This is a genomic window from Bradyrhizobium sp. HKCCYLRH3061, assembly GCF_051168015.1.
GTDB lineage: Bacteria > Pseudomonadota > Alphaproteobacteria > Rhizobiales > Xanthobacteraceae > Bradyrhizobium.
Genome location: NZ_JBNPUE010000001.1, coordinates 130750 through 144449, shown reverse-complemented (window position 1 = coordinate 144449; position 13700 = coordinate 130750). Strand labels below are relative to the sequence as shown.

At 65.5% G+C, this 13700-nt stretch carries 11 protein-coding genes; 7 read left to right on the top strand and 4 right to left on the bottom strand.

Features of this window, described 5'->3' with window-relative positions; all coding sequences use genetic code 11:
• Nucleotides 1–136: 136 nt before the first annotated feature.
• Nucleotides 137–1333, top strand: coding sequence for an OpgC domain-containing protein (locus ACQR2C_RS00655; protein WP_410051429.1), 1197 nt, complete (start codon nt 137–139; stop codon nt 1331–1333).
• A 10-nt stretch (nt 1334–1343) separates the two neighbouring features.
• Here ACQR2C_RS00655 and ACQR2C_RS00650 read toward each other — a convergent pair whose 3' ends face one another.
• Entirely contained in the window at nt 1344–1604 is a 261-nt protein-coding gene (locus ACQR2C_RS00650; RefSeq protein ID WP_434880217.1) for a hypothetical protein, read from the bottom strand.
• Between the two features lie 195 nt (nt 1605–1799).
• Here ACQR2C_RS00650 and rocF point away from each other — a divergent pair, with 195 nt between their 5' ends.
• Nucleotides 1800–2774 carry an arginase gene (gene rocF / locus ACQR2C_RS00645; protein ID WP_316180030.1) on the top strand — a complete coding sequence of 325 codons (975 nt, stop codon included), beginning with the start codon at nt 1800–1802 and terminating at the stop codon, nt 2772–2774.
• A gap of 55 nt (nt 2775–2829) precedes the next feature.
• Here the strand turns inward: rocF and ACQR2C_RS00640 are convergent, their stop codons facing one another.
• Both ACQR2C_RS00640 and ACQR2C_RS00635 read right to left on the bottom strand, forming a co-directional pair.
• Entirely contained in the window at nt 2830–4461 is a 1632-nt protein-coding gene (locus ACQR2C_RS00640) for an NAD-dependent malic enzyme (protein WP_315803793.1), read from the bottom strand.
• A gap of 195 nt (nt 4462–4656) precedes the next feature.
• A complete protein-coding gene (locus ACQR2C_RS00635) occupies nt 4657–5961 on the bottom strand; it encodes an NRAMP family divalent metal transporter (protein WP_315803603.1) in 1305 nt (434 codons plus the stop codon).
• Between the two features lie 121 nt (nt 5962–6082).
• Between ACQR2C_RS00635 and ACQR2C_RS00630 the strand changes: the two genes are divergently transcribed.
• The gene (locus ACQR2C_RS00630) at nt 6083–9976 is read left to right on the top strand and encodes an ATP-binding protein (protein WP_315803602.1); all 3894 of its coding nucleotides are present in this window, start codon (nt 6083–6085) and stop codon (nt 9974–9976) included.
• Nucleotides 9977–10075: 99 nt separating this feature from the next.
• Complete coding sequence (locus ACQR2C_RS00625) at nt 10076–11011, top strand: hypothetical protein (RefSeq protein WP_315803601.1); 936 nt, start codon at nt 10076–10078, stop codon at nt 11009–11011.
• A gap of 12 nt (nt 11012–11023) precedes the next feature.
• Here the strand turns inward: ACQR2C_RS00625 and ACQR2C_RS00620 are convergent, their stop codons facing one another.
• Nucleotides 11024–11209, bottom strand: a complete 186-nt coding sequence (locus ACQR2C_RS00620) for a hypothetical protein (RefSeq protein WP_315803600.1) — start codon at nt 11207–11209, stop codon at nt 11024–11026.
• Between the two features lie 501 nt (nt 11210–11710).
• Here ACQR2C_RS00620 and ACQR2C_RS00615 point away from each other — a divergent pair.
• From ACQR2C_RS00615 to ACQR2C_RS00605, 3 genes are all read left to right on the top strand, one after another.
• Nucleotides 11711–11833 (top strand): hypothetical protein, encoded by a 123-nt coding sequence (locus ACQR2C_RS00615; RefSeq protein ID WP_316180034.1) that lies wholly within the window; start codon nt 11711–11713, stop codon nt 11831–11833.
• 40 nt (nt 11834–11873) lie between these two features.
• Complete coding sequence (locus ACQR2C_RS00610; RefSeq protein WP_316216954.1) at nt 11874–12137, top strand: hypothetical protein; 264 nt, start codon at nt 11874–11876, stop codon at nt 12135–12137.
• A 228-nt stretch (nt 12138–12365) separates the two neighbouring features.
• On the top strand, nt 12366–13652 hold the full coding sequence (locus ACQR2C_RS00605; RefSeq protein ID WP_434837759.1) for a PBSX family phage terminase large subunit: 1287 nt from the start codon (nt 12366–12368) through the stop codon (nt 13650–13652).
• Nucleotides 13653–13700 lie beyond the last annotated feature (48 nt).

Genomic DNA, 13700 nt, shown 5'->3' with positions numbered 1-13700 from the left:
GGGGCAACCTGAAGACGCAGACGGGGGGCGCGTTCGAGGGCCCGAAATCTGCCAGAAGGGCGGACGACGCGTGTTTCGGATTCGAGTTCCGATCGATGACCGGCAGGAGATATTAAGGCACGACATGCCGGAGTCGATGTTGGTCCGCCATCCCGAGACGAGGTCCATCTTGTTTGCCGATGATCAAGAGGTGGCGAAGACAGATAGCGTGGCAGCCGGCAACGGGAACGGCAACGGACGGCGTGACCTCCGGGTCGACGCGTGCCGGGGTCTCGCCCTCTGGTTCATCTTCATCGATCATGTTCCAGACAACTCGCTGGCGTGGCTGACGCTGCGCAATTACGGTTTCAGCGACACCTCCGAGGTGTTCGTCTTCATCTCCGGCTACACCTGCATGCTGGCCTATGGCGGAGCGCTGCGGGACCAGGGCTGGGCGACCACGGTGGTGCGGGCGTTGCGGCGTGCCTGGGAGATCTATGCGGCGTTCCTGGTCCTGCTGCTCGCCTATGCGGCGCTGGTCTGGGTGATCGGCGGCGGCACGCGCTTCGTCGACGAGACCAACACCGGCTTCTTCTTCCGCGAGCCCGGGCCCACGCTGGTGCATGTGGCGCTGCTGCAATTCGCGCCGGTCAACACCGACATCCTGCTGACGTTCGCAATCCTGCACTTCTGCTTTCCCGTCATCCTGTGGCTGATGATGACCAGCGCGACGCTGACGCTGGTGCTTTCATTCCTGCTCTACATGATGGTTCAGCTGTTCAGCTGGCAGGTGCCGGCGTGGCCGAGCGGCGAGCTGTATTTCAATCCGTTCGCCTGGCAGTTCCTGTTCGTGATCGGCGCCTGGTACAGCTATGCCGGCACCACGCGGCTGCGCCGGCTCCTCGACTCGCCGATGCTGCTGGTCGTGGCGATCGGCTATCTCGTCTTCAGTCTGCTGATGGCGCTCAGCTGGGAGTTCAAGAGTCTCGAGAGCCTGATCCCGTCCGGCATCAGCGGCCTGATCTATCCGATCTACAAGAGCCACCTTGCGCCGGTGCGGCTGTTGCATTTCCTGGCGCTTGCCTTCGTGGTGTCACGGCTGGCGCCGCCGCAATGGAAGGGGCCGATCCGTCCGCTGACGACGGCCATGATCAGGTGCGGTGAGAGCTCGCTCTCGATCTATTGCGTGGGTGTGCTGCTGGCCTTTCTCGGCCAGGTCGTGCTGACCGATGTGGCGAGCGGGTTCGCGATGCAAATTTTGATCAGTGTCGCGGGGATCGCGATCATGATCATGGTCGCCACGCTCCTGACCTGGGAGTCGCAGCTCGACCGGCGTGGACCGCGGCTGTTCTGAGCGCCGCCCTTCAGCGCCGGCGCGCGACCGCGACCCCGAACAGGAAGGCGACGAACAGGCTCGCGAGCGGCGCCTCGCGGGTGATCGCGCTGACGGTCGACAGAACGGTCCCGGGCCGCCGCGCGTCCCTTGCCGCTTCGCTCAGCCGGTCGACGGCCGCACTCAAGGTGCCGACCATCTCCCCGAGTGTGCGCGACATGTCGGTCGCGGTGTCGAGCGCGCGTTCGGCGACGCCCGGCTGTGGAGGAGTTTCGAACGTTTCGCTGCTCACTTTGGTCGCCTTCCTGCCGCGGCTCGTCGGATTGGCCCCCGGTGCCGACGCGATTCGGCCGAGGGCGGATGTGACGTTCCTGAAAATGCCGTCTGATGCGATTGGTTCCCGTGGACCGAGACGCATCACCGGCGAAGCACGCGGTGCAAAATCGCGCTACGCTGGGCGGCCGGCCGTCGATGAAAGGATTCCGTCTTGGCTTCTCCAGACCTTACAGCTCCACATCGCATTGCCGTCCTTGGTGCGCCGATCGATCTCGGCGCGTCGGTCCGCGGCACGCTGATGGGGCCGGCTGCGCTGCGCACCGCAGGTCTCATCAACGTCCTGGAAAGCCTAGGGCTCGACGTTACCGACTACGGCGATGTCGGCATCGTCGACATGACGGAGTCTGCAGACGAGCCGCCGGCGAGGGCCAAGCACTATCGCCAGATCCAGCGCTGGTCGCGGGTGCTGGCGCGCCGCAGCCATGACCTGGCCCGGACCGGCGCCATTCCGGTGTTTCTCGGCGGCGACCATTCGCTATCGATGGGGTCGGTGAACGGGGTCGCGCGCCATTGCCGCGAGATCGGGCGGGAGCTGTTCGTGCTGTGGCTCGACGCACATGCCGACTACAACACGCCGGACACCACGATCACGGCGAACATGCACGGCATGTCCGCCGCGTTCTTGTGCGGCGAGCCGGGTCTCGACGGCCTGCTCGGCGACGAGGCACGCGCGTCCATCCCCCCGGATCAGCTGGAGCTGTTCGGCATCCGCTCGATCGACAGGGCGGAAAAGGAGCTGCTGCGTCTCCGGCGTATCAGCATCGCCGACATGCGCGCCATCGACGAATTCGGCGTCGGCGTGCTGATGCGCCGGATCCTCGACAGGGTTCGTGCGCGGAACGGCGTCCTGCATGTGAGCTTCGATGTCGACTTCCTCGATCCCGAGGTGGCCCCCGGCGTCGGCACGACCGTACCTGGCGGCGCGACCTATCGCGAGGCGCATCTCATCATGGAGATGCTGCACGATTCCGGCCTGGTCCGTTCGGTCGACATCGTCGAGCTCAACCCGTTCCTCGACGAGCGCGGCAAGACTGCGCGCGTCGCGGTCGAACTGATCGCGAGCCTGTTCGGTCAGCAGATCACGGACCGGCCGACGCCGACCAATGCGATCGTTCCGGATCAATAGAGCGGATGCCTCCTCGCTCGACCTCGGTGAGCCCGAGGCATCCGCGATCTCGGGCTCAGTAGCGGGCGTCGTACATCTTCGACTCGACGAAGCCGAGCAAATCGTTCGGCGCGGGGCCCGTGGCGAGCCCGTTCTGATAGGCAACGCCGGCCACCGCGGCGCCGATATGGGCAGACACCTCGCGGATGCGCGGCAGCGCCGGGTAGAGGCTGCCCTGCTCGAGATCGGCGCCGGTGACGCAGTTCGCCAGGGTATGCGCGGCGGCCATGAACATCTCGTCGGTCACCAGCCGCGCGCCGCTGGCGATGGCGCCGAGGCCGACGCCGGGGAAGATGTAGGAGTTGTTGCCCTGACGCGGCACGAAGGTCTTGCCGTCGAGCTTGACTGGATCGTAGGGGCTGCCGCAGGCGAACAGCGCGCGGCCCTGGGTATAGCGATAGGCCGACTCCGCCGAGCATTCCGCCTTCGAGGTCGGGTTGGAGAGCGCAAAGATGATGGGGCGCTCGTTCAGCTCGGCCATGGCCTGCAGCACTTCCGGCGTGAAGGCGCCGCCGACGGCCGCCACGCCGATGATCGCGGTCGGCTTCAGCGTCCTGATCGCGGTCAGGAAGTCCGCGATCGGCGCCTGGTCGTGCGCATAGCGCAGCTTGTGGCCGTGCAGGTTCTCCCGCCCCTTGATGACGAGGCCGCGCGAGTCCGTCAGCCAGTTGCGCCGCAGCGACTCTGCTTCGGACAGGCCCTCGGCCATCATGGCGGAGACGACGAGATCCGCGATGCCGGTGGCCGCCTCGCCGGCGCCGAGGAACAGCACCGTCTGATCGCGGAGCTTGCCGCCGGTGATGCGCAGCGCCGAAAACAAGCCGGCGAGCGCCACCGCCGCGGTGCCCTGGATGTCGTCGTTGAAGACGCAGGCGTCGTCGCGATATTTGTGCAGCAGCTTGAACGCGGCGTGGTTGGCGAAATCCTCGAACTGGATCAGCACGCCCGGGAAGGCGGCGCGGGCCGCGGTCATGAACTCGTCGACGAAGGCGTCATAGGCTTCGCCCGTGAGGCGCTTCTGGCGCAGCCCGATGTAGTAGGGGTCGGCCAGAAGCTCTTCGTTGTTGGTGCCGACATCGAGCATGACGGGCAGGCACTCTTCCGGATGGATGCCGGCGCAGGCCGAGTACAGCGACAGCTTGCCGACCGGAATGCCCATGCCGTTGGCGCCGAGATCGCCGAGACCCAGGATGCGCTCGCCGTCGGTGACGACGATCAGCCTGGCGCGATACGGCCAGTTGGCGAGGATCTCCGCGATCCGGCCGCGGTCGTTGGCCGAGATGAACAGGCCGCGCGGACGCTGGAAGATCAGACCGTATTTCTGGCAGGCAAGGCCGACGGTCGGCGTGTAGATCAGCGGCTGGATCTCGTCGATGTTGTCGCAGACCACCCGGAAGAACAGCGCTTCGTTGCGGTCATGCAGCGCGTTCAGTGCCACATACTTCTCGAGGTCGCTGGACAGGCTGCGAAGATTGACCAGGATCCGCTCGGCCTGGGCCGGCATCGACATGACCCCGGCGGGCAGGAAGCCGCGCAGGCCGAGCGCATCGCGCTCCTGCTCGGTGAAGCCGGTGCCCTTGTTGAGCAGCGGATCGCGCAGCAGCGCGAGTCCGCGCGGAGAATAGGGGGGGAGCGTCGATGCGCTCATGCGTTGCGGCTGGGTCAAGGCAGTCTCCGAGGTCCTTTGTTCGAGCACCGCCATACCGGCGCGCGCCCGGCGTTGATCGGCATCAATCGCGGCGGGATGGCGGGAACGGACTGTTAACACAGTTTACGTTCCGCGTTGCACCAATGACGTTGTGCAACTGCGTTGCAGCCGACGCAGAGGGACATGCGATGGCCGCTAGGCGCGGCCCGTGACGAATGACCACAGCAGCGCCAGCACGGCGATGGCCATGATGCCTGTCCCCATCCATCCCAGGGCGATCAGCCAGGACCGTCCGCGGAAGCGGCCCATCAGCCCGGCATTGGACACGATCACCATCATCATCGCCATGATCGGCACGGCGGCGATGCCGTTGAGCACGGCGCTCCACACCAGCATGTGGATCGGGTCGATGCCGGTGAAGCCGAGCCCGAAGCCGATGATCGTGGCGGCAGCAATGATGCTGTAGAAGCCGACCGCCTCGTCCGGCTTGGCCTCCAGGGTCGCGTGCCAGCCGAAGATCTCGGCGACGGCGTATGCGGCCGAGCCCGCCAGCACCGGGATCGCCAGCATGCCGGTCCCGATGATGCCGAGCGCGAACAACAGGAAGGTGAAGTCGCCCGCGAGCGGGCGCAGGGCTTCGGCCGCCTGCGTCGCCGAGTCGATTTTGGTGATGCCATGCGCGTGCAGCACCGTGGCGGTCGTCACGATGATGAAGAACGCGATCGCGTTGGAGAAGATCATGCCGATCGTGGTGTCGATCCTGATCCGGCGGAGGTCGGGGTGGTCCTTCTTCGACAGCTCGCGCAAGGGACGGTCGACCTTGCCCTGGTTCATCTCCTCGACCTCCTGCGAGGCCTGCCAGAAGAACAGGTAGGGGCTGATGGTGGTGCCGAGCACAGCCACCACCGTCAGCAGATAGTCGGCCTCCGTCGAGAGGCTGGGCCAAACCGCCGCGAGCAGCGCCGTGCTCCAGGGTACTTTGACCATCAAAGCGGTCGCGACGTAGGCGAACAGGCTGAGGGTCAGCACCTTGATGAAAGGTGCGTAGCGGCGGTAGGGCAGGAATACCTGGAGCAGCGTCGACCCGGCGGCGAAGATGAGCGCGTGCTCATGATTGAGACCGCCGATCACCAGCGACAGCGACTCCGCCATCGCCGCGATATCGGCTGCAATGTTGAAGGTGTTGGCGCCGACCAGCAGCGCGACGAGGCCGAAGACGATCCCGCGTGGCGCAAGCGCGGTGATGTTGGCCGCCAGCCCTTTGCCGGTGACACGGCCGATGCGCGCGCTCACCAGCTGGATCGCGATCATGAAAGGCGCTGTCAGAAAGACCGTCCACAACAGCCCATAACCGAACTGCGCGCCGGCCTGGGAGTACGTTGCTATTCCCGACGGGTCGTCGTCAGCGGCACCGGTCACGAGACCTGGACCCAACAGCCGGAATACGCTCCAGGGCGACCGTCTCGGTGTGTTCGGTTCAGATGCAACGGTCGTGGCCATGGCAGCGCTCCCCCGGCGGTGTATGTCTCGAAGTCGCACGCCCCCTTTTTGTTCCCGGCTCCGGAACCGGAGGGGAGTACCAGCGTTCCAGATCACGTCGGATTTCGACCAGGGGGAGCGCGTGCCGGACGAGCGGCAAACAGGGCATGATCAGGAGCTCGGCTTGGCCGAGCGCGAGAGGCTTTTTTCCGGAGGCAGCGAGCTGGCCGGACTGATGTTGCGGTTCGATTGGGAGGGCACCTCGATCGGACCGCCGGAGCGTTGGCCGCAGAGCCTGAAGACGGCCGTCAGGATCATGCTGACATCCCAACAGCCGATCTGGATCGGTTGGGGAAGGGAGCTGATCTATCTCTACAACGATGCCTACAAGACCATCATCGGCGGCAAACATCCGTGGGCTCTCGGCCGACCGATCTCTGCAGTCTGGCACGAGATCTGGGAGGACATCGGTCCGTTGCTGGCCAAGGCCGGCGGCGGTGACCAGGGCACCTATGTCGAGGCGCAACTCCTGATCATGGAGCGCAACGGCTTTCCCGAGGAGACCTACTACACGTTCTCCTACAGTCCCATTCCGGACGACGATGGGTCAGCCGGAGGAATCTTCTGCGCCAACACCGATGACACTCAGCGCGTGATCAGCGAGCGCCAGCTCTCGTTGCTGCGCGAACTGGCAAATGCCGGGGCCGGGGCCCGCAGCGTCGATCAGGCCTGCGCAAGCTGCGCGGACGCCTTGGCGCGGGAGTCGCGCGACCTTCCGTTCGCGATGATCTACATGACCGACCCGGACGGCGAGGCGGCGCGACTGGAGGCCTTGACCGGTATCGACCGTGATCATCCCGCCGTTCAGCCGAGGCTGAGAATTCAGCCGGAAGGAACGTGGCCTCTGGCTGAAGCGCTGAAGCTGCAGAATGCGGTGCTGGTTCGTGACCTTCCGCGGCGGTTCGGCCTCAGCTTTCCGACCGGCGGATGGCGTCAGCCGCCACAGCACGCCGTTGTGCTTCCGCTGCCCGCGTCGGGGGAAGCCGGCGGCTTCCTCATCGCAGGTCTCAATCCGTTCCGCCTCTACGACGAGAGCTATGCCCGCTTCCTGAACCTCGTCGCGGGGCAGATTGCAGCGGCCGTCAGCAATGGCGGGGCCTATCAGGCGGAGCGGCGCCGGGCGGAAGCGCTGGCCGAAATCGACCGCGCCAAGACGACGTTCTTTTCCAACATCAGCCACGAGTTTCGTACGCCGCTGACGCTGATGTTGAGCCCGCTGGAAGACCTGCTCGGCCGCGCCGAGGCCCAACTCACCTCCGAAGCGCGATCCACCCTCAGCCTGATCCACCGCAACGGCATTCGTCTGCTGAAGCTCGTGAACACGCTGCTCGACTTTTCGCGCATCGAGGCCGGCCGCATGACCGCGCATTTCGAGCCGATCGATCTTGCGGGTTTCACTGCCGAGCTCGTGTCCAACTTTCGCTCGGCGACGGATCCTGCCGGCCTGCGTCTCACCATCGACCCCACGCGCCTGTCCGAGCCGGTGTATGTCGACCGCGACATGTGGGAGAAGATCGTTCTCAATCTAATGTCGAATGCGTTCAAGTTCACCTTCGAAGGTGAAATCGCGGTGTCGATCGGCTTGTCCACGGACGGCGATCATGCCGAGCTCGAGGTTCGCGACACCGGCACCGGCATCCCGCCCGGCGAGCTGCCGCATTTGTTCGAACGCTTTCGTCGCATTGATGGCGCGCGCGGCCGATCCTTTGAGGGTAGCGGCATCGGTCTCGCTCTCGTTCAGGAACTGGTGAGGCTTCATGGCGGGGAGATCGCCGTAGACAGCGAACTCGGCCGCGGAACGGTTTTCACCGTGCGAATTCCGCTAGGCTCGGCGCATCTGCCGGCGGGCCAGATCGGACCTTCCCGTGTCCTGGCCGTTACCAACGTCCGTGCCGAAGCCTACATCGAGGAGGCGCTCGGGTGGCTGAACGGCGGTGGGCCGTTCGAGCCTCCTCACCCGTCATCATCCGATGACCTCGGTGTTCGCTCCGCGACGGCATCGGCCCGTGATCGCGTGGTGCTCGCGGACGACAATCCCGATATGCGCGACTACGTCCGCCGTCTGCTTGCCGAGGACTATGACGTGGAGGCGGTCGGCGATGGCGTCGCGGCCCTCGAGGCCGTCCGACGGCGCCGCCCCGATCTGGTGCTGACCGACGTCATGATGCCGGGGCTCGATGGCTTCGGCCTGCTGAGAGCGCTGCGCGGCGATGCGCAGCTTCGCGACATTCCCGTGGTCATGCTGTCGGCGCGCGCCGGCGAGGAGGCCAAGGTCGAGGGACTCGATGCCGGGGCGAACGACTATCTCACCAAGCCGTTCAGCGCGCGCGAGCTGCTGGCGCGGGTGCGCGCCAACATCGATCTGTCGCGGGTGCGGCACGAGGCCGAGATCACGCTGCGTGAGCTGAACGAGCGTCTGGAGACGCAGGTCTCCGAGCGTACCGCGGAGCTGCAGGCCAAGGAGGCGCGCCTGCGGACGATCTTCGAGGCGAGCTACACGTTCCAAGCGCTGCTCTCGTCCGATGGGACGCTTCTGGACGCCAATGCGACCTCGCTCGAAGCGATCGCTGCGCCGCTGCACGAGGTCGCAGGGCTGCCCTTCTGGGAGACGCCGTGGTTTGCGGGTACGCCCGGCATGCCCGAGGTGATCAGATCGCTGGTTGACGCCGTCGCTCGCGGCGACGAGGCCCGCCAGGAGCTGCAGCTCGAACTGCCGGTCGGAGGCTCACGCTGGTTCGACTTCCAGATGCGGCCGGTGCGGGATGAGAACGGACAGGTGACGGCCATCGTGCCCGAGGCGGTCGAGCTGACCGAACGGCGCCAGGCGGAGGAGGCGTTCCGCCAGGCCCAGAAGATGGAGGCGATCGGCCAGCTCACCGGCGGCGTTGCGCACGACTTCAACAATCTGCTGACCGTGATCCGGTCGTCGGCGGACCTGTTGCGCCGGCGGGAGCTGTCCCCGGAGCGCATGCGGCGCTACGTGGATGCGATCTCGGACACGGCGGATCGCGCCGCCAAGCTCACCGGACAGTTGCTCGCCTTCGCGCGGCGAACGCCGATGGAGCGCCGCGTCTTCGATGCCGCTGTTCATATCGAGCGGATCGAGGAGATGCTGCAGACCGTGCTCGGCGCACCGGCTGTGATCAAGCTCGATCTCGCTTTGCGCCCGCTTCCGGTCGACGTCGACATCAATCAGTTCGAGACGGCGCTCGTGAACCTCGTCGCCAATGCGCGCGATGCGATGGAGGGCCGGGGCGTCCTGACCATTCGCGGCGAGATCGTCCGGGAGGACGGTCGGTCCGGGCAGCCGTCGTTCGTCTCCATTGCGGTCAGCGACACCGGATCCGGCATCCCTCCAGATCAGATCGACCGGATCTTCGAGCCGTTTTTCACCACCAAGGGTGTTGGGCGCGGCACCGGTCTCGGCCTGTCCCAGGTGTACGGCTTCGTGCATCAGTCCGGCGGACGGGTGCTGGTCGATAGCGAGCTCGGCAGGGGCACGACGCTGACATTGTTGCTTCCGCTGACGGACAAACCACTGGGACCGCGCGAGCGGAGCGAGCAGGATGCCGAACAGCTCGCTGCGCGCTGGAGCGTGCTGGTCGTCGAGGACAACCCGGAGATCGGCGAATTTTCCACGCAATTGCTCGAGGACCTCGGCTACCGGACGGTGCTTGCGCGCAGCGGAACGGATGCACTGCGGATGATCGACGAGAATCCCGAGAGCTTCGATCTCGTGCTCAGCGACGTCGTGATGCCCGGCATGGACGGGGTGACGCTCGGCCAGGAAATCCGCCGGCGGTTGCCGATGATCCCGATCGTGCTCAACAGCGGTTACAGTCATGTCCTCGCTGACGGTGACCGCCACGGTTTCAGCCTGATCCAGAAGCCTTACTCGGTCGACGAGCTGTCGCGCGTGCTGCGCCATGTCATGGCCACGCGAGCGGCAGGCGCGAAGCCGGCGCCGTCGGCATGAGACGCGCGGCAGCTTTCCCCTGACCCCGGTCGGCTTCGCGCGATCAGCACTTGAAGGATCGCGCTTGACCGGCGTATTTTCGGTGCTGGGGGAAGTCTCATGGCACACGAGGAATGGCGGCTGCGCGGCGGTCGGACGCAGCGGCAGATATCTGCTCTTGTCGCGGGCGCGGCACTGGTCATGAGCGGCAGTGCCCTTGCCAAGGACGATGAGGCGGATGAGCCGGCGGGTCTTGCCAACGTCTATATCGATTTCCGCACGAACTACGCCTATCTGCCCGGCGGGGCGTTGTCGACGGGCCTCGGCGACACCTCGCTGTTCGGAACGCTGTCGCAGCTCGCAACCTTGCGCAAGCTGCTCGACCGGCCAACCTTGCCGGGGCGCCCGCAGCTCTCGGCCCCGACCAACCAGGGCGTCGGCGTCGACGTTCCGCTCACGGCGGATCTCGGCGACGCGCTCTCGCTCTATGGCGGCTTCACCGGCAGCGCGTCCTACAACGGCCTGTCCGGTTGGTCTGACGTCGCGGTGACGAGTTGGTTCCTCGGCTTCCAGGCCGATGTCTATCAGCAGAACGGTGGCGCATTTCCGACCTTGACGCTGCAGTCGACGCTGACGCGGTCGGTGCCGGACTCGCCGTTGGCGACAACGTCGTTCAATACGGTGGTCGAGGCGAAATACGCGCTCGACCCCGACGAGATGCGCGGCTGGCTGGCGGGCATCCAATATGCTCACACGGAGATCGACACCGTTCTGGCGCGGATCGGCGACACCACCGCCGGCTATGTCGGCGGCTTCTATCAGTGGGACAACAACTGGAAGGTCTCCGCGCGGGTCGGGCTGCAGTCGTTCGGCGGTGCGCAGCTGCTCGCCCTCGCGCCGATCGCGGCCTACACGCAGCCACTGGTCAGGCTCGATCTCGATCGCATGGATGACGACGACAATCGCCTGTTCGGCATCACGGCGCAGATCGCATGGGCGCCGAAGCCGGTCTATCAGCTGACCGTGCGAACGCCGCTCTACGCGATCAAGAACTGATCGTCGACGCTGCTATCGCATGCTGACGAACTTGCCCCAGAGGCCCGCGAGCAGCGCACCCGTCATCATGTAGTGCGGCTTATCGCAGAACAGGCTGCCGTAGCTGCAGACGTCGGCACCGACCGATCCGAGCTGATGCTGCGCGGCCGCGTAGAACAGCGCGGACAAGGCGGCCAGAACGACTGCGACGACATACATCAAGAAACCTCCTTCCGGCTCAGCCCGACGAGCTGCGAAATGAACTGACGATCGGCGCGCATTTGGGCGCTTGACACGTCGGGCAAATCAGGCGCATTTTGCCAACGTCGAAAAAATCATAGAGCCCGCGCCGATCAGTCGGCAGCGGGCTTTTTATGTTTCAGGAAAGGAATTCGCGCGGTGGTTATCGAAATCGGAAAACCCGATCGCCGCATTTCGATCAGATTTGACACGTCGGGCAAATCACTGACAAAATGTCAGCATCGAAATTTCCGAAATTGCGGTGGCCGCAGCCCGCCAACAGCGGTGGGCTCCTGTTCGGGGATGCTGGCGCGACTGCCTCCGGATCACCTCATTTTGCCGTTCGGCAGCGTGTGCTCTCATAGTCATCCGGATGTTGACCGTCCCGCGCGAACGGGGTGGTCGCGGGCACGATGATCGTCGTCGTGCCCGCAGCGGTCCCTCACGCGAGGGATAAGGTTCGCGCCCGAAGCGATCGCGTTGGCCGCGATCCGCCGCGCCTTTCTGTTTTCAACCGATCGGGACAGGACGATGACCGTCTATCTGATTTCGCTCGCCCTGGTAGGGCTCGTCGCGATCGCCGCCGGCGATGCGCTGTCGTGACCACGTTCCAAATCCACTTTGCAAGATTCCGGAAGCGACCATGTCGAAGACGATCACTGAAATCCGCTCGATGGCGCGCAGCCACACCAAGACGGCGATCAACACGCTGGTCGGTGTGATGCGCTCGCCCAAGGCTACCCATGCGGCCCGCGTGTCGGCCGCCAATGCCATCCTCGATCGCGGCTGGGGCAAAGCGCCTCAAGCGCTACAGAACGGCGAGGACGGTGCACTGGAGCTGATCCACCGCATCGAGCGGGTCATCGTGCATCCGGATGAGCACGATGAGGAGCAGGTGGATGAGTGATGGCAATTGCTGCGGAACGGAGCGCGGGCACCGAGCATCTTATCGCCCAAAGAGCTTCTCAAGAAAATGGTCATCGCGACATGAGCGCGGCTGTCTAGGGAGCGCCTTTACCGAACATGCTGTCTGAGCGGCGTGGGTCTTGGCGACAACTTGATCTGATCCCTGCACTGTCGCGAGCGCGATGATCCACCGCGCCGAACTGCAGACCGACTGCTGCGAGGCCTACCATTGTCCACCCTCAAGATTCCCACCGCGAAAGTGTTCGAGCCGCTGCTCGCGCCGGCCCGTTACAAGGGCGCGTTCGGCGGGCGCGGCTCAGGCAAGTCGCACTTCTTCGGCGAACTGCTGGTCGAGACCTGCCAGGCCGAGCGGGGTACGCTCGCGGTCTGCATCCGCGAGGCGCAGCGGACGCTGGCGCAATCCTCGAAGCGGCTGATCGAGGGCAAGATCGCAACGCTGGGCCTCGGCCAGGGCTTCCGGCCGTTCAGCGATCGCATCGCGACGCCGGGCGATGGGCTCATCATCTTTCGCGGGATGCAGGATCACACGGCGGAGTCGATCAAGTCGCTGGAGGGATTCCGCATCGCCTGGATCGACGAGGCACAGACCCTGAGCGCGCGCTCGCTGTCGCTGCTGCGGCCGACGATCCGCGCGCCGCGCTCGGAGCTGTGGGCGAGCTGGAATCCGCGCCGCAAGTCGGATGCCGTCGACGACTTCCTGCGCAGCCGCAAGCCGGATGGGGCGGTCGTGGTCAAGGCGAATTGGCGCGACAACCCGTGGCTTCCGGCGGTGCTGGAGGAAGAGCGGCGGCTCGACCTTGCGCTCTATCCGGATCGCTACGAGCACATTTGGGAGGGCGACTACGTGCGCGCGTTCGAAGGAGCCTATTTCGCCGATCTGCTGGCGCAAGCGAAGCGCGACGGGCGGATCGGCAGGGTGGCGGCGGATCCGCTGCTGCCGTTGCGCGCCTTCGTGGATATCGGGGGCGCCGGCGCCACGGCCGACGCCTTCACGATCTGGATCGCGCAGTGGGTCGGCAACGAAATTCGCGTGCTCGACTATTATGAGGCGGTCGGCCAGGTCCTCGCCTTCCACGTCAATTGGCTCCGCACGCGCGGCTATCAGAACGCGATCCTCTATCTTCCGCATGATGGCCTCGCGACCAACGCCGTGACCGGCAAGCGCTATGCCGACCATCTGCGCGACGCCGGCTTCGCTGTCGAACCGCCGCTCAAGAACCAGGGCACGGGTGCGGCGATGATGCGGATCGAGGCACTGCGACGACTCGGTCCGCAGCTCTGGTTCAACGAGGCAGCGACCGAAGCCGGGCGGGAGGCGCTCGGCTTCTATCACGAGCGCCGGGACGAGACACGCAATGTCGGGCTCGGCCCCGAGCACGACTGGTCGTCGCATGCCGCCGATGCGCTCGGACTGATGGCGGTCTGCTACGAAGCTCCGGGGCGAGCCGCAAGCTTCAACCGTCCCATTCGATATCAGGATGCGGGGTGGCGGTAACGGCGCCGAGAGCTGGCGTAGGGGTTGGAAAGCCGGTGGTCCACGACG